We start from the raw sequence: 18,327 nt of genomic DNA on the forward strand, positions 1-18,327 counted from the left end.
ATTTTCTCCACACCTCCCCTGTCCCGCGTCAGCCAAGACGCGGGCGGAGATATTTCATTTCAGCAATTTAAAACTTACTTGCGGTGTTCGAAGCCAAGCATACGGCCAAGCCTTGATGCGTAGAACTCGCCCACCAAACCACGACGGAACACCAGCACACAGGCCATAAACACCACGCCGGTGATAATCGTTACCGGTATGTCAGATGTCGCCAGATAGTTCTGCAATGTCACCACAAGCCCTGCCCCGAAGATCGGCCCTGTCATGGTGCCGATGCCACCGAGTAAGGTCATCAGGATCACTTCACCCGACATTTGCCATGTCACATCAGTAAGCGTTGCAAACTGGAACACCAGTGCTTTCAGCCCGCCTGCAAGACCTGCCAGTGTAGCCGACATCACAAACGCACCAAGCTTATACATCTGCACATTATAGCCGAGTGAAATAGCGCGCTGTTCATTCTCGCGGATGGATTTCAAAATCATACCAAACGGAGAATTGATAAAGCGCCAGATCACGAAAACAGCCAGAATGAAGATCGCCAGAACGGTGTAATACATGTTGAGCTGAACATTGAGATCAAGCAAACCGAACAGAAAACCGCGCGGCACACCCTGCAAGCCATCTTCACCACGGGTGAAGGGTGCCTGCAAACAGAAGAAGTAAAACATCTGCGACAAAGCCAGCGTGATCATCGCAAAGTAAATACCCTGACGACGAATGGCGAAAAAGCCGATCACCAGTCCGAGCACTGCCGCTCCCGCCATACCGACAATAAGGCCGAGTTCGGGTGTAATGCCCCATTCTTTCACCGCATAACCAGTGAAATAAGCAGCGCCCCCGAAGAAGGCCGCGTGACCAAAAGATAGAAGCCCTGTGTAACCAAGCAGCAAATTAAATGCGCAGGCAAACATTGCGAAGGTCAAAAGCTTCATCAAAAAGATCGGATAGACAAACATTGGCGCAATAAGAAAAAGTCCTAGGCCAATGAGGATCAATGCGGTTTTTACCGGACTGAAAGATGCCTGTTTTGCATGTTGCTGCACGGATGTTGCATCAAGAATATTCGACATATCAGGCATCCTTTCCGAACAGTCCCGCAGGGCGGATAAGAAGAACGATCGCCATAATCACGAAGATCACAATATTGGATGCTTCGGGATAGAAAACCTTCGTCAAACCTTCTGCGACACCCAGCATAAAACCGGTGACAATGGCGCCCATGATGGAGCCCATACCGCCGACAACAACGACCGCAAACACCACGATAATCAGATTGGTGCCCATCAATGGCGATACTTGATAAATCGGCGCGGCCAGCACACCGGTAAAGCCTGCAAGACCGGCACCCAGTGCATAGGTCAGTGTCAGCAATACCGGCACGTTAATGCCGAAAACCTGCACAAGGGTCGGGTTTTCTGTGGCAGCACGCAAATAAGAGCCAAGGCGCGTTTTCTCGATCAATGCCCATGTGGCGACACAAACGACAAGCGATGCCACCACCACAAAAGCACGGTAATTGGGCAGGAACATAAAGCCTAAATTTGTGCCTCCTGCGAGTTGCGGTGGCACAGAATAAGGCTGACCTGCCGCGCCATAAAGCCAGCGGAAAGTGCCTTCCACCGCTAGCGCTAAGCCAAACGTAAACAGCAAGCCATAAAGATGGTCGAGATCATAAAGGCGCGAGAGCATGAAACGCTCAACAAATGCGCCAAACAGACCAACGATAAGAGGTGTTACAAACAGCGCCACCCAGAAATTCATGCCGAAATATTGCAAGCCTAAATAGGCCACAAATGCGCCGAGCATATATTGCGCGCCATGCGCAAAATTGATCACCCGCAGCAGGCCGAAAATAACCGCAAGCCCAAGCGACAAAAGCGCATAAAAAGAACCATTGATCAGCCCGACCAGCAACTGGCCGAATAAAGCCTGAACAGGTATGCCGAAGATCATTGTCATATCAAACCCCCAGCACTTTATTGAGTTCGTCCATACGATCAGACAACTCATGAACCGGAAAATCACTGACCATCTGGCCGTGATCCATCAAATAAAAGCGGTCGGCGATTTTGCGGGCAAAACGGAAATTCTGCTCCACCAGCACCACGGTCATACCGCGCTCTTTGAGTTTCAAAAGCACTTCACCGATGCGCTGTACAATCACCGGTGCGAGCCCTTCTGTCGGCTCATCCAGCAGCAAAACTTTAACGCCGGTGCGCAAAATGCGTGCCATCGCCAGCATCTGTTGCTCGCCACCCGACAATTTAGTGCCGGGACTATTACGACGCTCCAAAAGATTCGGAAAAAGCTCATAAATTTCGTCGAGGCTCATGCCGCCACTGGCAACAACAGGGGGAAGTTTTAAGTTTTCTTCAACCGTCAGCGTTGCAAAAATTCCGCGTTCTTCCGGCACAAATCCCATACCGTAACGGGCGGTGCGATGCAGCGGCACAGACATTAAATCCTTGCCACCCAGTTTAATCGTGCCCTTACGCTTGCGGATAATGCCCATAATGGTGCGCAATGTGGTGGTTTTACCCACGCCGTTACGACCGAGAATTGTAATCATTTCGCCTTCATTGACATGGAGATCAACGCCGTAAAGCGCCTGACTTTCGCCATACCATGCTTGCAATCCGGAAACTTCGAGGAGTGCCGCCATCTTAGTCTTCCTCCGTCCCCATATAGGCTGTGCGCACACGCGGGTCTGCTGACACTTCAGCGTAATTGCCCTCAGCCAAAATTTCGCCGCGCTGTAACACGGTAATATTATGCCCGATATCAGCCACAACTTTCAGATTATGCTCCACCATCAAAACCGCGCGCGTTTTTGCCACTTCGCGGATGAGGCTTGCAACATGCTCCACATCCTCGCCGCCCATACCAGCCATCGGCTCGTCCAGCAGCAGCACTTTGGGATCAAGTGCCAGGGTCGTGGCAATTTCCAGAACGCGTTTGCGTCCATAAGATAGATCTGCCGCCAATGTATTGGTTTCATTGGTCAAACCAACCAAAGCCAAAAGCTCTTCTGCGCGTTGGTTGAGGCTGTTAAGCGATGATAAGGGCCGCCAAAATTGCGTTGCCAATTTGTTAGGACGCTGCAAAGCAACGCGTACATTTTCCAGCAATGTCAAATGTGGAAAAACGGCTGAAATCTGGAATGAACGGACAAGCCCCATACGCGCGACCTTGTCAGGTCGCGCATTGGTAATATCTGTGCCATCAAACACAATGGTTCCGCTGCTGGGCTGAAGAAACTTCGTCAGCAGATTGAAAACCGTGGTTTTTCCGGCACCATTTGGTCCGATCAATGCATGCACGCGGGCATGTTCCACATTAAGATCAACATTCTTGACCGCCGCAAAATCACCAAAGGTTTTGCTCAAACCTTTGGCTGAAAGTACAATACGGGGGCTCTCATGTTTATCCAAAGCTGCATTCATCATAAAAGCGACCTCTCTTACTGTGCAACCAGAGAGCAACCGCTTTTTGCAGGATCAAGATAGGCTTCCTCACCAGGGATTGTTGCCAGAACATTATAATAGTCCCATGGCGCTTTGCTATCAGCAGGCTTTTTCACTTCCAGCAGATAGAGATCGCTGATCATACGGCCATTTTCTGCAACGCGACCATTCTTGGCAAAAACATCATTAACCGGCAGTTCTTTCAAGGCTTTTGCAACTGCATCACCATCATCCGTACCAGCTTTTTCAATCGCTTTCAGATAGCTGAGCACTGCGGAATATGTACCGGCATGAACCATGTTTGGCATCGCACCCGTGCGCTCCATGAAACGCTTGCCAAATTCGCGGGATTCATCATCACGATCCCAATAGAAGCTTTCGGTCAAGGTCAAACCCTGTGCAGCTTCAAGGCCAAGGCCATGCACTTCGGCGATGGTGAAAAGCAAACCGGCAAGACGCTGGCCACCGGCAGTGATGCCAAATTCTGCAGCCTGTTTAATCGCGTTGGATGTATCAAGACCAGCATTGGCAAGGCCGATAACTTTAGCGCCGGAAGATTGTGCCTGCAAAAGGAACGAGGAATAATCAGCGGTTGAAAGCGGGTGACGAACCGCGCCTAAAACAGTACCGCCTTTTTCTTTGACAAATTCAGAGGTGCTTTTTTCCAAAGAATAACCAAAAGCATAGTCAGCGGTGAGGAAGAACCAGCTGTCGCCGCCCTGCTGCACCAATGCACCGCCTGTGCCATAGGCCAGCGAGTTGGTGTCAAATGCCCAATGGAAACCATAAGGGCTGCACTGTGCGCCGGTCAGTTCATTGGTCGCGGCCGCGGTATTGATGGTGATCTTTTTCTTTTCCTTGCTGAGTGCCTGAACGGCCAGACCAACGGACGAAGAGGTCAGCTCCATAATCGTATCCACGCCTTCAGTGTCATACCACTGGCGCGCAATGTTTGAAGCAACGTCGGTTTTATTTTGGTGGTCAGCAGTGACAACCTCAATCGGCGCACCCAAAACTGTGCCACCAAAATCTTCTGCCGCCATTTTAGCAGCTTCATAAGAGTATTTACCGCCAAAACTGGCATAAACACCCGACTGGTCATTCAAAATACCAATCTTAACTTTTCCATCTGAAATATCGGCGGCATAAGCACTGGTGCTTGCAGCCAAAGCCATCATGGCAGACATAAAAATTTTTGCTGTACGCATGTTTTCTCCTCCCAGAGATAAAATGGCAGCTCGCCTTAAAGCGTTTTCTTTAAAAGCAAGGCAGAGCTTATGCTTTCGAAAATTTCAGTATGACCACTCCCGTTCAGCGGTGCCAGACGACTTAAGTTTGAGCAAACGGCGCGTTGACACAAGAGCCATCTCTCATCAGAATGCGAACAGGTTCTGTTTATTTTTGTACAGAACTTTTGGAAAGCGGAGGTTCCCAAACGTGTCGACAGCCTTTTCCTGGAATGATTTGCAATATTTTTTAGCCGTCGCAAGAACGGGGCAATTATCAGCGGCAGCGCGTAATTTACGTACTACTCATGTGACCGTCTCCCGCCGCATTGAGCAGCTTGAATTTGCGCTTAAAGCAAAATTATTTGAGCGAAATCCGCGAGGCTATGAACTTACCGTCATCGGTCGCAGACTGGTTGATACGGCTGAGATTATTGAGGCTGAAGCTGAACGATTGCAGGCACAAATTTCAGACAGCGTCAGCCATCTGCGAGGGCTTGTGCGCCTGAGTGCGCCGGAGGGAATTTCCAATTTTTTCTTTGTAGAAAAACTCACACAATTTGCGGAAATTCATCCGCATATCAACGTAGAACTCCTTACAATTCAACAGATTATGGCGCTTTCCCGTAAAGAGGCTGATGTTGCCATCACCCTCGATCCACCCAAAGCCGGCCCTTATATTAATACGAAAATAATCGACTATACGCTGCATATTTATGCCACCCGCGATTATTTGAGAAAACACCCGCCAATCACACAAAAAAAGCACCTGTTGCAGCATTTTTTCATTGGTTATGTGCAGGATTTAGTCTTCTCTCCCGGCCTTGATTATATGCGCGATGTGTTGCCCGGTTTACGGCCGAATTTCCAATCAACCAGCATCAGTGCACAGCTCAAAGCAGCCCTTTGCAGCCGCGGTTTATGTGTACTTCCATATTTTATTGCGCAAGGCTTTCCGCAACTGCAAATAGTGCTGCCGGATGAAGTGGAGCTTAAACGCGGCTACTGGCTAACGTGCCATAATGATGTAGCAAATGCGCAGCGTGTAGGATCATTGATGACCTTCATTCTTGATACGCTGCGTGCAAATAAGAGCTTTTTCAATCGACGGGGATAGTGCCTGTCTGTACTCTTTTGAGCAGCTCTATTAGACTTATTGATAAGCATTAAGGCATAGCTGCGCACCAAACCCTAAAACGTCGCGCAATAAAATTACAATTTTTTTGTCAGCAATTCGCTAGAATCACGGGACAGCTGCACTAATCTGCCTTATGCTGGATTTCAGAGAAAATCAGATCGAGAACGCCCATGACAACTGAGCTTGTATTGCATCATCTTCATACCGGCACAGTGCTTGATCCGCTCTATTACATAACGCGTAACGATATTCTGATCGGGCTTGATTTCGGCCCTGTCGATGCTCGTTTGACGACATTATTAAAGCGCCGTTTTGGCAGTGATTTCACACTCAAAGAGACACAAAACCGGCATCCAATTGATGCACACATCGAAAATTATTTAAACGGCGATCTGCATGCAGGCGAAGATTTAATTGTAGATTGCGGCGGCACACCATTTCAGCAGCGTGTATGGACAACGCTACGAACCATACCGGTTGGTAAAACATGGAGTTACGGCGAACTGGCGACAAAACTTGGCACGCCAAGTGCGGCGCGTGCTGTCGGCCTTGCCAACGGGCTTAACCCCGTGAGCCTTTTTGTACCTTGCCACCGTGTTATCGGCAGCAACGGCACATTAACCGGTTATGCTGGTGGTTTGGCACGCAAAAAATGGCTGTTGAACCATGAAAAGGCCTTAGAAGATAACGAAACGCCTTCCCTGTTTTCCTTTCTGGATTAATAGACTGGAGCGCTGCAAAATCTTCGCGCAGGCAGTTTCATCTGAGCATCGGCACATATCAGTTTTTAAACAATCTCCAGATATTAAATTCTATAGATATAATGATGTTTTCTTATCAGGCGTAAAGCGTCAAAACAGGCCTGACATCATTATACCTGTCACATAACCTCATGTTTTTACACATGCTTTTCATTGATTAGAATTGTTCCAAACTGTCGCAGGCAATAAAAAACATTTGCAAAAAGCGATAAAATTTAGAATAATTCTAAAACATTGAGCAGCAGTCTCAACTTTAATTTGAATAGTTATTAAGCAATAAAAGGAATATCTCATGTCAAACTCTGCATCATGTAAAGCTTGTTCTTTTTATGAAGATCACGTTGCAAATACTGCAAAAGTGGTTGAAAGCGCTGGCCTTTGCCGCTTCAATCCACCTGTATCACAGCCTGAAGCCAACTCCCGTGGTTTGTGGCCAGTTGTAACCGCCAATGATTGGTGCGGTCACTTCTCAGGTTCTTTCAGCGCAGCTTGATTGAACTGAAATATTAAAAAAAGGCGGCATTAATGCCGCCTTTTTTTGCTTTTGCAATCATGATAGTCTGAATGAACAAACGTTCTTTGATTATCAGAAACGATAGTTCAAACCGATTTTGAATGTATGCATATCCAACGAATTGGAGGCTTTACGTCCGTTTTTAACATTGGACGACCCTGTATGTTCCGTTGTTTCTCTGATCGCTTTCTTGCCCGGTTCACATGCCCATTCCCATCCGGCCTGTGAGCATAATGGATTATCAGGCGTAAACATTGGTGGTGTTTCTTCCCAACCCACCACTTTAGTCGTGGTATGGTTAAGTCCGGTGCCCTCACTGGCAGTTTTGAATTTAAAGCTGTTTTTGCCGAAGTGACTATAAGCATAGTCCGCTTTCACCGACCAATTATCGCTCAAGGCATATTCAAGACCGCCACCAAGCGTAAAGCCTAAGCGCGTTGCTGATGCTTTTTCAGTAGAAGCAACAGTGGTCTTCTCACCATATGGGCGGCTCTCATCATGCATATCTGAGACATATTGATCACGCCACTGGGTTTCGCGTGCCAGCGCAAGACCACCTGTCGCATAGGCGAGGAAGCGATTGTTGAACGCATAGCCAAGCTTTGGACGCAGGCTTGCAGTCCAGTCAATATCATAGCTTGTGCTGGCATTAACATGGCCGTTTTTCGCCAGAACCGGATCCAGTGCCAAGACTTTTCTTGAGGCGGTCGCATTATAAACTTTGCTCCAATCACCTTCAAAACCAATGACAACACCATTTTCAAACTGCCAATTATAACCCGCCTGCATCCCGATCATGGCACCGCCAATTTTCAGATCAGCAGATTCACGATTGGCCGCGGTGTTATCTGAGCCATCAAGCGTTGTGGTCGTGCCTTTGGTATGACTAAACAATCCGCCGGTATGGAAACCTGCGTACAGCCCTGTCCAGTCAATAGCCTGTGGCTGACTATCTGAATTGCTGGACTTGCCAAACAGACCGGCAAGTGGTGAGTTTAAGCCGCTAAACGTCTGATCTCCGCCAAGTGTACCGGTCAGGCTGGCATAAAATGTCCGTCCAGGCCCCGGCTGTGTCACCAGTCCCAAAGGATCAACATAGAAGCGATCAAACAGGTTTTCGACACGCACAGCAGCGGTCAGATTATCACTGACCTTATATTCTGCAAAAGCATCAACAAGCGTATATGGCTTCCAATTGACCATCGAGATGAACTCGGAGGCACCCTGTGCGGTGATATCGCCATGGCCGATTGCACGCGGACCAATATGTGAAATACGGCCACCGACTGTTAGTCTCTCTTCCAGCAATTTCTGCGAAAGGGTCAGGTCAATTGTATATTCCGGCTGCACATGGTTGGTGGCGTAGTCACCATAAAGCGATTTATTTTCGCATGAATTCGAGGTTCGGCAATATTCCACATTAAGGAAATAATTGGCCGACAGATCAGCGGTAAAACCATCCACCTCATAGCGTGCAGAAAGCTCAAGACCTGAGAACCGTGCTCTGTCGATATTTTCAATATTGAGGCTTAAAGGTCCGCTCGCTTTCATCGAACGGGAAATATAATCTTTTACATTCCAGTTGAAATAACCAAGCTTCAGCATGCCGCGATCATCATCAGCGAAGATGTCGTCGCGCATCAGATTGGTGCCGATTTCCCAGTTGCTGGAACGCTCCGGTTTTACATCCGCATTGGCTGTCACACTATTGAATGCAGATACAGATTCAATAACACTTGGCGCACGCATGGTGTTGGAATAATTGACATAGAATTGTGTGCCATCGAACGGCTCCAGTGTTAGGCCAACAGACGGGCTGAAACCGCCATCATTGGTTTTAAACCCTAAAACACGCGTGGCAATATCATCGCGCTCATAAGGGTCAAAGCGATCTTTCGACCAGAAATGCGAATATCGCAGACCTGCATTAAGTGTTGCCCAATCAACCGGCTTCCATGCCGCTTTTGTATAGACTGCTGCCTCATGGCGTATCGCATCGCGTGCGGAGTTCCATGCTTCCAAGGCTGCAGTATGACGGCTGCCGCGTGTATCTTCACCGCGATAAGACAAGCCATAGGTCAAATCAATATCACCATATGCGGTGGTGAATTTTGACAGATTGCTGATATCAGCGCCCCACATGTCGGAATTTGAACCAACACGAAAATCGGATGAAAGCCCCAATTGCTCAGGTGTCAGCCCGCGACCGCCACGGATAGGATTGCGCAGCTGCAAATGTGTCCAGTAGAGATTGGTTTTGAGGTCAAAAAAATCATTCTCTTCCGGGTTCCAACGATATCGTGCTGTCACCGTATCAAGGCTGGTGCCGGCTGTTTGTGCCTGCTGTTCTGACTGACCGTTTTTACCATTCAAACGCGATGCAAGGCGATCCCCTGCCTCACTGCGAAATCCGGTATAACCAAGCTGCAATGTGTGGTCATTGTCAAAGCGGGCAGTCAGTTTGGCAAGCCAGGATTCCGTTTCCAGCTGGGTGTTGAGAACCTCTTCACCGCCGCGGTAATTTACAAGACCTTCATTTTCATAATAATTGTCCCAATAGGTGGTGCCGTTCGGATTGCACACGCCATTCGGGCAATATTGCTGGCGGCCTTTATTCACCGGATCAACAGAAGGCCCATATTTACCGGCATGGTAATTGCCTTGTTTACGGCGGGCATAACCGGCCAGAAAATCAAAGTCCTCGCCCTGATAGGCACCGATAATACTGCCCGACGCACGTCTTGGCGACAGAGCAGACGGGCGATCCATACCGGTAGTTGATTCCACCGGAACCGCACCCATCGGATCCCAAGGCGCGAAAGGCCAGAGGAAACCGGCTTTATCACCTGCGTTGGGCGAAGAAGCATTGCTGCCGATTTCGCCTTTCAGGCGCAGTCCCCAAGTATCGCCGGGCTTAACAATATCTGCCGCGCTCACCGTGCGCATGGCAACAGAACCGGCATTGCCCCATGAAGCGCTGTCGGCGCCTTTGTTAATATCAATACCGCCGATAAAATCCGGATCGACAAAGGTTCGGTTGGAAACGCCCTGATAACCTTGATAAACCGTGACGGCATTTTCTGCGCCATCAATTGTAGTGGCAACGCGCCCCATGCCTTGCATGCCGCGAATATTAACATCAATTGCGCCGGCACCGTTGCGTGCTTCACCCGACATAACACCGGCTGTACCACGGAACATGTCAGCCGGACTGGAACCGCGGTAACGCTCAATATCTTCCGCTGCAATGTAGCTTTTCGCACCCGCAGTTTCATAAGGGCTATAAGGTGTTACTTCACCAGCACCGGTCACCACAATCGTATCAAGAACTGTGACACCATCTTCAGAAATATGCGCGCTTTGCTGCGGCTGCTGTTTGGCGTGAATTGTAACCGTGTTGCCGTTGGAGAAAGAATAAGAAAAGCCGCTGCCTGCCAGCAGTCTTTGCACCGCTTGTTCGCGTGTCATCGAACCGGAAACCGGTGCGCCGCGCACGGCACCGGCGCTCGCTTCACTGAAAACAACCGATATTCCGGTGATACGCGAAATATCATTCAATGCCTGACGCACTGGTTTGGCAGGAATATTGAAACTATATTGCTGTTGTGCATTGGCCTGAGCATATGCCGGTGGAACAGGCAATGCCGGCAAAAGGCCGGTGCCAAGCACCGTTGTCGTCAACAGGAGAGCGGCACGCCCTCGCATCCAAAAGCTCATTTTCATCCACGCAACCCTTCTCGTATCCATATAAAGAGAGGTGTGCGGCTGTTTCGCATTCTCATAGCCTCTCATAATAGATCACGGATGAGAGGACGTAAGTACACATCAAAAAAATCAAAATAATTCAAATATTTTATAATTTATTGGAAACATCGGGGTTTTCACTGGCGTATAACCACAAGACGCGAGCCGACTTCATACATTTTAAAGCCGACAGTTGCCTGCAAGGAAGCCAAGGCTGCCTGTGTATCATCAAGCGGCAGATTGCCCGACACCTGATAATCAGCAAGCTTTGATCCCATAACAACAATACGCCCGCTATGATAACGGCCGATTTGTTCAACCACATCCTGCAAGCGTGAATTATCAAAAATCAACCGGCCATCACGCCACGCAAAAGCATCATCAATCAAAACCGGTTGAACCGTGCTGACACCGCTTGCATTATAATTGATACTTTCACCGGGCTTTAATTGCGCTTGCTGGGATTGGTCAGCAGATAAAACCGTAACAGCACCGCGCTCCAGATTAACCACGACATCCTGTTCATGAACTTCGACTGAAAAGGCCGTGCCGGTCACACGCGTTGTGCCTTTTGCTGCACCCACTTCAAACAGTTTGCCTGATTTTTTAACATCAAAATAAGCAATACCGCGCAGTAATTCTGCCCGCCGCAGATCGTCTGTCTCATAGAAAGCCAAAGCACTGTCGGCATCCAATGTCACGCTACTGCCATCCGGCAAATTGATGGTGCGTCGCTCTGCCCGTGCCGTGACATAATCAGCGCTGAAATCCTGAATAAAATGCGGATGATCAAGCCACATATGAACACCGGCCACACAGGCAAACAAGCTGGCGGCCGTGCCTGCCAATATATTGCGCTTGGTGCGTCGTGCCCGCACCATCTGTACGGCTTCCAAATATTGTTTAAGCTTTGCCGCTTCTTCACCTGCGACTTCCGAACCCGCCTCATCAGCGCAGCCCCATGTTGCCAGCACTTGCTGATAAGCATGTGCATTGAGGGCACTGGCATTTTGCCAGTTTTCAAAGTGACGCCGATCAGCCGCAGATGGCTCACCATTCATGCGGGTAAACCAAGCAATCGCTTCCTGATTTATCCGCTTCAGTTCTGCCTGCGGCAATGATGTTTCACTTTTCATCTAAATTTGCTTTGATACCGGCAATTATTCCCGAATGCCTCTGCATGCCATCATGGCACGAGCGACATGTTTTTCAACTGCACTTCTTGATATACTAAGTACTTCAGCTATTTCACAATATTTGCAGCCGTGCACCCTGTTCAACAAAAATATATGGCGCGTGCGTTCAGGAAGGCCTCGGATAATATCATCCATACGGCGCATTTCATCACGCGGCTCGATAATATCCAAAGGTGTTGGAACCTGAACCGCATATTGCTCGGGCAAAATATTAGCTACATATTCAGCACGCGTTTTTTCAGCACGAATATGGTCAGTGATGGCGTTTTTAACGGAACGTCCGAGATAAGCAGCCTCATCGTCCAAAGGCTCTGAGCGGCGCTCCCAAAGCCTGAGAAAAACGTCCTGCACCAGATCGGCAGCAACAGAGCCTGCACCCAATCGACGGGCGGCACGGCGTAACAATCCGGGCTGTTCGTCCAGATAAAGCGTTTCGAACTCTTTTTTACGTACAATCATCATTGCACCTTAAATAGTCACCTTGACACGAAACGACGCTTAATCCGTGCACTTTAAAAATTGCGTCACTTATTGACAGCTTCAATGTTACTCACATCAAAGCATCTATTTTCTCCAATCACCTGTCACGCAATCGTCAGCCGCAAACATTGATAACCTGAAAGGCTTAATATTTGTTGACTTAATTTGTCATGTTTAGACTGATTAATTACAAAATTTCAAGAGGCGAAAAATAAAACAATTATTTTGCCTCAACCGCTGTGCCGGATAAATCACACTTTAGGGCTCTCACGCACACAGCTGATGCTGTTGCTGCTTAATTTCATGGCCCTGCTTATATTTTACTGCCCCGTCTTGCTTGACTCAAAATCGGCCCGTCCATAAGATGCAATTGCAATTCATTTGCAAATAGATTCGTATATGTAAGTTTACATTTTTGGGTGGTTTACAAAATGAGCTTCCAAGTTCCCGCCCTGTTTTTATCCAAACAATTTCAAACGAGATGCGCGGCCACCTATGCCGGTGAGGTGATCAATACCGCATTTTTATCCGGTTCATTTCAATACAAGGACATATAAAATGTTAACAGTGGGCGATAAATTACCCATTTTCGATCTGAAATCTGTTGTTTCAGCCAATCAAAGTGATGATTTTGCGCAAATAAACAATGAAACTGACGCTGATAAGTGGAAAATTCTGTTCTTCTGGCCAAAAGATTTCACTTTTGTCTGCCCCACAGAAATTGCTGCCTTCGGTCAATTGAACAGCGATTTTAAAGAACGCAATGCCGTCATTTATGGTATTTCAACCGACAGCGAATATGTGCATCTGGCATGGCGTCAGCATCACCCGGATTTGAACATCCTGCCCTTCCCTATGCTCTCCGACATCAAGCGCGAATTCAGCTCCGCACTTGGTATTCTGCATCAGCAGGAAGGTGTTTGTTTGCGTGCAACATTCATTGTCGATCCGCAAGGTATCATCCGCTTTGTATCCGTCAACGATTTGAGTGTCGGGCGTAACCCGCATGAAGTTTTGCGTGTGCTTGATGGCTTGCAAACCGAAGAGCTCTGCCCATGCAACTGGCAAAAGGGAGACGCTGTATTAAGCGTCGCATAAAGGTGCACTGATGGCTTATGCAAAACTGACTGAAACAAACGCCGATAATTCAATCGCTAATGATAATTGGCAGCGTGACCGGACATGGAAACAGCTCACAGACAAAGCGAATAAAGCCTATTCTGCAAGTCAAATTCCGCTTGCAGAAGCCCTTTATCGTGATGCGCTTGAAAAAGCTGAAATGCTGTTTGAAGATGAAAGCAACAGTGACAACAGCATCCCGCTGCCGGTCATTTACAACATCTCATGCCATAATCTGGCAGAGCTTTGTGAACATCAGGGGATGACTGACGAAGCAGCTCGCTTTTATAAGCAAGCTTATGATCGTTTGCTGAGCACAGCCAATGAACCATGCGCGGCACTGCAATTGCGGCTTTCTTGCATGCAGCATCTTAAACATACGCTTTCCGTGCTGATCCACTTTTTGCAACGCAATGGTGCCAGTAATGAGCATATGGGAAAGCTGATCCAGCAAGCGCACCACACCGCTTATCGCGTTTATCAAATCGTCCAACATTCCGCCCACTTCGATCAGTGTCAAAAAGAGCGCCCTGCGCTTTTATCCTGACGAATTAGTTATGAGGGAACAAACTTTGTTCAAACTACCTGAACTTCCTTTTGCAATGGATGCGCTTGCTCCATTCATGTCCGCCGAAACACTCGAATATCACCACGGCAAACATCATAAGGCCTATGTCGATAAGCTAAACGAACTTCTACCTGCAACCGGCTACCATGACCTGTCATTAGAAGACATTATTCGCCAGAGTGCGGATAAACCTGCTGAGCGGACATTGTTTAATCAGGCAGGGCAACATTGGAACCACAGCCATTTCTGGCTTGGAATGAAGAAAAATGGTGGCGGCTTAATGCCGGGCAATCTGGAGCAGCAGCTGATTGCCGATTTTGGCTCTGTCGACCAGTTCAAGCAAGAATTTAAAGATGCCTGTATTGCACAATTTGGCAGTGGCTGGGCTTGGCTGGTTTTTGATGGCGATAAATTACGAATTACCAAAACCGGTAATGCTGATACGCCTTTAACCGATGGCCATCATGCTTTACTGACCTGCGATGTCTGGGAGCATTCTTATTATATTGATTACCGCAACATGCGCCCGAAATATGTCGATGCTTTTTTAAGCCATCTGGTCAATTGGGAGATGGTTACTGAGCGTTTCGAAGCAGCAATAGCCTAAACTATAAATAAGCCGAATAAGACGAGTGAAATATCAAATCACTGGTCTTATTCGGCCAAACAATCATTCAATATATTAAACAGGCATTGCAGCTGTTGGAATGATAGCACCCGGATGTTGTACTACAATTGCCGCTAATCTTGCCGCTTGCAGGATAGCTGTTTTTGCATCCAGTCCTTCGCCGCGCGCCGCCAGAAAGGCAGCATTAAAGCTATCACCCGCACCTGTTGTATCAACCGCTGCGACAGCCTCTGGCAACTCATATTGCTCAACTTCACCGGAACTTGTGCTACGATAAAAAACGCTGCCGCCACCCGTTGTCAAAACAATCTCTGCATCACTAATCGATATGAGTTTCTCTATCGCTTCAGCAGGTGAATGAATGCCAAAACAGGCATCAATATCATCCAGCGAAGGCAATAAAACAGTTGCTAATTTTGCTGCCTTCGTGAGCAATTCGCGCGCTGTTTCAACATTTTCCCACAACACTGGACGGTAATTCGTATCAAATATAATCTGCGTGCCTTGTTGTTTTAACACAGCAAGTTTTTTTAAAAAATGCTTCCGGCCTTCCGGTTTTAAAACGGCCAATATGATGGCCGAAAAAATAACCACCGGAGCTTTTTCAAGATCAGCAAGATGCGCAGGATTGTCAAAATAAGTGCGGAATGGCGATTGATCTCGCCAGTAAGAAAAGCTGCGTTCGCCCTGCGCGTCGGTTGAAATAAAACTCAAACTGGCACGGGCATTTTCATCAACCGCTAGCGCTGATACATCAACGCCCTCAGCAGCAATTGTCTCACGCAACCAGAGACTATGCAGATCATTACCAACGCGTGACATATAACCAACAGAGCCTGCCTTTGTCAGTCTCGCAAGATAAATTGCTGTATTGAGCGTATCACCACCGGCGCGGCGATCAAATGTCGAAGGCTCATCACGGCGTGATGTAAATTCAACCAAAGGATCGCCAATCGCCAGATAACGCATGTTACACCTCGTAAGGGGTCAATAAAGGTTTGCCAGCAACATAAGCTGCAAGATTATCAAGCACCAATTGTGCCATTGCACGGCGCGCATCACTGGTAGCAGAGCCCACATGCGGGGTAAGCACGCAATTAGGCGCCTTCATCAAGGCTTCAGGCACATGAGGTTCATCATCAAAAACATCAAGTCCGGCACCTGCAATCATGTTGCTTTCAAGGGCCAGCGCTAAGGCTGCAGCATCGACCAACTGGCCACGTGCAACATTGATAACAATGCCATTTTGACCCAAAGCCGATAAGGTTTCGTGCCCGACCAAACCATTATTATCTGCATTTGCTGATGCAGTTACAAATAAGAGGTCGCACGCACGCGCCAAGGAAATAACATCGGCGCAATAAGTGTCAGATGTATCTGGTTTGCGGCTACGTGCTGTATAAAAAACTTCCAAGCCCAGCCCGCGCAGCAGATCGGCAAGTCTGCGTCCAATACGGCCATAACCCAAAATACCAGCACGGCGTCCAAGAACCGAGCTGCCAAGGCTCAGCTTCCCACCATCTGCCCATTTACCGTCACGAATAAAATGATCACCTTCAGCAATGCGGCGCGCCGATGCAAAGGCCAGCCCCAATGCCATTTCTGCAACAGCAGATGAAAGTACATCTGGCGTTGTCGTCACCTGAATGTCGCGCTTCTTCGCTTCATTCAAGTCAACCGCATCAACACCCACACCATTGACCGCAATCAGGCGCAGATTTGGCATTTTAGCCATTTGCTCTGCGGTTAAACCAACGCTTCCTGATGTCAGCACCATTTCAACATCGGCCGCGGCGTCAATATCGCGAAGCACATCATAGTTTTTAGCCAATTGCTCAGCCATTTCTTGCGGCTTAAGTTCTGCCAAAACCAAAATGCGTGGGGAACTCATGCAATTTGCCCCAAGAAATTGCGCAAGCGTTCATTTTTCGGATTTTTAAAGAATTCGTCAGGCGTATTTTCTTCAACAATCACGCCCTTATCCATGAAGATAACGCGATCTGCCACCGCACGGGCAAAATCCATTTCATGGGTCACGCACAGCATTGTCATCCCGTCGCGGGCAAGATCCACCATAGTGTCCAGCACTTCTTTGACCATTTCAGGGTCAAGTGCACTGGTCGGCTCGTCAAACAACATAATGCGCGGCTTCATGCACAGCGCACGAGCAATGGCGACGCGCTGTTGCTGGCCACCGGAAAGCTGTGCCGGATATTTATTAGCTTGTTCCGGAATTTTTACACGCTCCAGATAGGCCTTCGCAGTAGCCTCAGCCTCTGCACGCGAAATTTTACGTGTTTTCATCGGCGCGAGAATACAATTCTCCAACACCGTCATATGCGGAAAAAGATTAAAGGATTGAAAGACCATACCAATATCACGGCGGATCAGCGCTGCATTACTGCCACCGGCAGTCAGCTCCACACCGTCAACAGTGATACTACCGGATTCAATAGCTTCAAGCTGATTGATCGTACGGATCAGTGTTGATTTACCAGAACCCGAAGGGCCGCAGATGACAATCTTTTCACCGCGTCCAACCGTCAGATTAATATCATTCAAGGCGTGAAACGCCTGATAATATTTGTTAACGCCGCGCATTGTGATGATTGGTTCAGCCATGATCTCTCTTCTCCTCAAAATGCCCGACCGTTGCCGATCGGGCACTTAATTATTTTTTATTGCGCTGCTTTAACAAAATCCGGCAATGGTTCGGATAACCACTTATTATGGATATTATCCAAAGTGCCGTCTGTTGTTGCCTGTGTTACGAAAGCATTGATCTTTTCCAACAGAGCATCAGAGCCCGGCGAAACAGCAATGCCCTGCACCTGACTGGACATGTCAAATTTCTTGTTAAAACGATCACCGGTTGCTTTGGTAATTTCAGCCATCACAACATTGGAAAGGCCGATCAACTTCACCTGACCGGAAAGCAATGCCTGAGCGGCAGTTGCATCATCGTCAAAACGACGAATATCAGCATCAGCCGGTGCAACTTTCGTCACACCAATATCCTGTGTGGAAGCACGAGCCACTGCAACAGACTTGCCCGACAGTTCTTCAGGCTTGGTCAGTTCCAAAGTTTTATCGCCATAAACAGCAGTGCTGATACCAGCATAGGCTTTGGAGAAATCGACTTTCTGTGCACGTTCTTCAGTCACACCGAGAGAGGCAACCAGCACGTCAACCTGACCTGACAAAAGGTAAGGAATGCGGTTTGGACCAGTAACCGGTACGATCTGTGCCTTTACGCCCAGATAATCGCCAAGTGCCTTGGCAACATCAGCATCGTAACCATCAGGTGTGCCCGACGCATCAAGAATACCAAATGGCGGGAAATCCACCAGCATACCGATTTTCACGGTGCCGGCTTTTTCAATTGCGGCCAGATCAGCAGCTGCTGCTGGCAGAGCCAAACCGACTGCAACGGTCGCGGCAGCAACATATGAGAATAAACGAGTGGACAATTTCATAGACTTCTCC

At 48.2% G+C, this 18,327-nt stretch carries 18 protein-coding genes; 6 read left to right on the forward strand and 12 right to left on the reverse strand.

Annotated features, from left to right (window positions below; genetic code table 11):
• Window positions 1–74 precede the first annotated feature (74 nt).
• From ABDZ76_RS12090 to ABDZ76_RS12110, 5 genes are read right to left on the reverse strand one after another with little or no spacing between them, the layout of a single operon-like run.
• Complete coding sequence (locus ABDZ76_RS12090) at window positions 75–1,064, reverse strand: branched-chain amino acid ABC transporter permease (RefSeq protein WP_343805945.1); 990 nt, start codon at window positions 1,062–1,064, stop codon at window positions 75–77.
• A 10-nt stretch (window positions 1,065–1,074) separates the two neighbouring features.
• Complete coding sequence (locus ABDZ76_RS12095) at window positions 1,075–1,962, reverse strand: branched-chain amino acid ABC transporter permease (protein WP_343805837.1); 888 nt, start codon at window positions 1,960–1,962, stop codon at window positions 1,075–1,077.
• Window position 1,963: 1 nt separating this feature from the next.
• Window positions 1,964–2,665 carry an ABC transporter ATP-binding protein gene (locus tag ABDZ76_RS12100; protein WP_343805839.1) on the reverse strand — a complete coding sequence of 234 codons (702 nt, stop codon included), beginning with the start codon at window positions 2,663–2,665 and terminating at the stop codon, window positions 1,964–1,966.
• A gap of 1 nt (window position 2,666) precedes the next feature.
• Complete coding sequence (locus ABDZ76_RS12105) at window positions 2,667–3,449, reverse strand: ABC transporter ATP-binding protein (RefSeq protein WP_343805841.1); 783 nt, start codon at window positions 3,447–3,449, stop codon at window positions 2,667–2,669.
• A gap of 14 nt (window positions 3,450–3,463) precedes the next feature.
• Window positions 3,464–4,654: an ABC transporter substrate-binding protein gene (locus ABDZ76_RS12110; RefSeq protein WP_374844627.1), complete on the reverse strand. Its 1,191-nt coding sequence runs from the start codon at window positions 4,652–4,654 to the stop codon at window positions 3,464–3,466.
• 250 nt (window positions 4,655–4,904) lie between these two features.
• Between ABDZ76_RS12110 and ABDZ76_RS12115 the strand changes: the two genes are divergently transcribed.
• The 3 genes from ABDZ76_RS12115 (at window position 4,905) to ABDZ76_RS12125 (ending at window position 7,085) form a co-directional block, all read left to right on the forward strand.
• Entirely contained in the window at window positions 4,905–5,810 is a 906-nt protein-coding gene (locus ABDZ76_RS12115) for a LysR family transcriptional regulator (protein WP_343805947.1), read from the forward strand.
• Window positions 5,811–6,001: 191 nt separating this feature from the next.
• Window positions 6,002–6,553: a methylated-DNA--[protein]-cysteine S-methyltransferase gene (locus tag ABDZ76_RS12120; protein WP_343805845.1), complete on the forward strand. Its 552-nt coding sequence runs from the start codon at window positions 6,002–6,004 to the stop codon at window positions 6,551–6,553.
• Window positions 6,554–6,884: 331 nt separating this feature from the next.
• Window positions 6,885–7,085 (forward strand): hypothetical protein, encoded by a 201-nt coding sequence (locus ABDZ76_RS12125; RefSeq protein WP_343805847.1) that lies wholly within the window; start codon window positions 6,885–6,887, stop codon window positions 7,083–7,085.
• Window positions 7,086–7,178: 93 nt separating this feature from the next.
• Here ABDZ76_RS12125 and ABDZ76_RS12130 read toward each other — a convergent pair whose 3' ends face one another.
• The 3 genes from ABDZ76_RS12130 to ABDZ76_RS12140 all read right to left on the reverse strand — a co-directional run bounded on the left by ABDZ76_RS12130 (window position 7,179) and on the right by ABDZ76_RS12140 (window position 12,508).
• Window positions 7,179–10,829 (reverse strand): TonB-dependent receptor domain-containing protein, encoded by a 3,651-nt coding sequence (locus tag ABDZ76_RS12130; RefSeq protein ID WP_343805849.1) that lies wholly within the window; start codon window positions 10,827–10,829, stop codon window positions 7,179–7,181.
• A gap of 158 nt (window positions 10,830–10,987) precedes the next feature.
• Window positions 10,988–11,986 carry a FecR family protein gene (locus tag ABDZ76_RS12135; protein ID WP_343805851.1) on the reverse strand — a complete coding sequence of 333 codons (999 nt, stop codon included), beginning with the start codon at window positions 11,984–11,986 and terminating at the stop codon, window positions 10,988–10,990.
• Window positions 11,987–12,010: 24 nt separating this feature from the next.
• Entirely contained in the window at window positions 12,011–12,508 is a 498-nt protein-coding gene (locus ABDZ76_RS12140; protein ID WP_343805852.1) for an RNA polymerase sigma factor, read from the reverse strand.
• Window positions 12,509–13,084: 576 nt separating this feature from the next.
• Here ABDZ76_RS12140 and ABDZ76_RS12145 point away from each other — a divergent pair.
• Genes ABDZ76_RS12145 through ABDZ76_RS12155 form a run of 3 tightly spaced genes read left to right on the forward strand, consistent with a single transcriptional unit; the run spans window position 13,085 to window position 14,820 of the window.
• The gene (locus tag ABDZ76_RS12145; protein WP_343805853.1) at window positions 13,085–13,624 is read left to right on the forward strand and encodes a peroxiredoxin; all 540 of its coding nucleotides are present in this window, start codon (window positions 13,085–13,087) and stop codon (window positions 13,622–13,624) included.
• Window positions 13,625–13,634: 10 nt separating this feature from the next.
• Window positions 13,635–14,192: a hypothetical protein gene (locus tag ABDZ76_RS12150; protein ID WP_343805855.1), complete on the forward strand. Its 558-nt coding sequence runs from the start codon at window positions 13,635–13,637 to the stop codon at window positions 14,190–14,192.
• 10 nt (window positions 14,193–14,202) lie between these two features.
• Window positions 14,203–14,820: a superoxide dismutase gene (locus ABDZ76_RS12155; RefSeq protein WP_374844622.1), complete on the forward strand. Its 618-nt coding sequence runs from the start codon at window positions 14,203–14,205 to the stop codon at window positions 14,818–14,820.
• 75 nt (window positions 14,821–14,895) lie between these two features.
• Here the strand turns inward: ABDZ76_RS12155 and ABDZ76_RS12160 are convergent, their stop codons facing one another.
• The 4 genes from ABDZ76_RS12160 to ABDZ76_RS12175 are packed head-to-tail and all read right to left on the reverse strand — an operon-like array spanning window position 14,896 to window position 18,317.
• Window positions 14,896–15,810 (reverse strand): sugar kinase, encoded by a 915-nt coding sequence (locus tag ABDZ76_RS12160; protein WP_343805859.1) that lies wholly within the window; start codon window positions 15,808–15,810, stop codon window positions 14,896–14,898.
• A 1-nt stretch (window position 15,811) separates the two neighbouring features.
• The gene (locus tag ABDZ76_RS12165; RefSeq protein WP_343805861.1) at window positions 15,812–16,732 is read right to left on the reverse strand and encodes a 2-hydroxyacid dehydrogenase; all 921 of its coding nucleotides are present in this window, start codon (window positions 16,730–16,732) and stop codon (window positions 15,812–15,814) included.
• A complete protein-coding gene (locus tag ABDZ76_RS12170) occupies window positions 16,729–17,463 on the reverse strand; it encodes an amino acid ABC transporter ATP-binding protein (protein ID WP_343805863.1) in 735 nt (244 codons plus the stop codon). The genes ABDZ76_RS12165 and ABDZ76_RS12170 overlap by 4 nt, the downstream gene beginning before the upstream one ends.
• A 56-nt stretch (window positions 17,464–17,519) precedes the next feature.
• Window positions 17,520–18,317 carry a transporter substrate-binding domain-containing protein gene (locus tag ABDZ76_RS12175; RefSeq protein ID WP_343805865.1) on the reverse strand — a complete coding sequence of 266 codons (798 nt, stop codon included), beginning with the start codon at window positions 18,315–18,317 and terminating at the stop codon, window positions 17,520–17,522.
• Window positions 18,318–18,327: the final 10 nt, after the last annotated feature.

Origin of the sequence: Paenochrobactrum glaciei (assembly GCF_039522165.1) — a bacterium.
In the GTDB taxonomy this organism is placed as follows: Bacteria; Pseudomonadota; Alphaproteobacteria; order Rhizobiales; family Rhizobiaceae; genus Paenochrobactrum; species Paenochrobactrum glaciei.

Coding starts and splice junctions, on each gene's coding strand:
- ABDZ76_RS12095 (WP_343805837.1), bottom strand. CDS start 1,962: ATGACAATGATCTTCGGCATACCTGTTCAGGCTTTATTCGGCCAGTTG.
- ABDZ76_RS12100 (WP_343805839.1), bottom strand. CDS start 2,665: ATGGCGGCACTCCTCGAAGTTTCCGGATTGCAAGCATGGTATGGCGAA.
- ABDZ76_RS12105 (WP_343805841.1), bottom strand. CDS start 3,449: ATGATGAATGCAGCTTTGGATAAACATGAGAGCCCCCGTATTGTACTT.
- ABDZ76_RS12110 (WP_374844627.1), bottom strand. CDS start 4,654: ATGTCTGCCATGATGGCTTTGGCTGCAAGCACCAGTGCTTATGCCGCC.
- ABDZ76_RS12120 (WP_343805845.1), top strand. CDS start 6,002: ATGACAACTGAGCTTGTATTGCATCATCTTCATACCGGCACAGTGCTT.
- ABDZ76_RS12125 (WP_343805847.1), top strand. CDS start 6,885: ATGTCAAACTCTGCATCATGTAAAGCTTGTTCTTTTTATGAAGATCAC.
- ABDZ76_RS12130 (WP_343805849.1), bottom strand. CDS start 10,829: ATGAAAATGAGCTTTTGGATGCGAGGGCGTGCCGCTCTCCTGTTGACG.
- ABDZ76_RS12135 (WP_343805851.1), bottom strand. CDS start 11,986: ATGAAAAGTGAAACATCATTGCCGCAGGCAGAACTGAAGCGGATAAAT.
- ABDZ76_RS12140 (WP_343805852.1), bottom strand. CDS start 12,508: ATGATGATTGTACGTAAAAAAGAGTTCGAAACGCTTTATCTGGACGAA.
- ABDZ76_RS12145 (WP_343805853.1), top strand. CDS start 13,085: ATGTTAACAGTGGGCGATAAATTACCCATTTTCGATCTGAAATCTGTT.
- ABDZ76_RS12150 (WP_343805855.1), top strand. CDS start 13,635: ATGGCTTATGCAAAACTGACTGAAACAAACGCCGATAATTCAATCGCT.
- ABDZ76_RS12155 (WP_374844622.1), top strand. CDS start 14,203: ATGAGGGAACAAACTTTGTTCAAACTACCTGAACTTCCTTTTGCAATG.
- ABDZ76_RS12160 (WP_343805859.1), bottom strand. CDS start 15,810: ATGCGTTATCTGGCGATTGGCGATCCTTTGGTTGAATTTACATCACGC.
- ABDZ76_RS12165 (WP_343805861.1), bottom strand. CDS start 16,732: ATGAGTTCCCCACGCATTTTGGTTTTGGCAGAACTTAAGCCGCAAGAA.
- ABDZ76_RS12170 (WP_343805863.1), bottom strand. CDS start 17,463: ATGGCTGAACCAATCATCACAATGCGCGGCGTTAACAAATATTATCAG.
- ABDZ76_RS12175 (WP_343805865.1), bottom strand. CDS start 18,317: ATGAAATTGTCCACTCGTTTATTCTCATATGTTGCTGCCGCGACCGTT.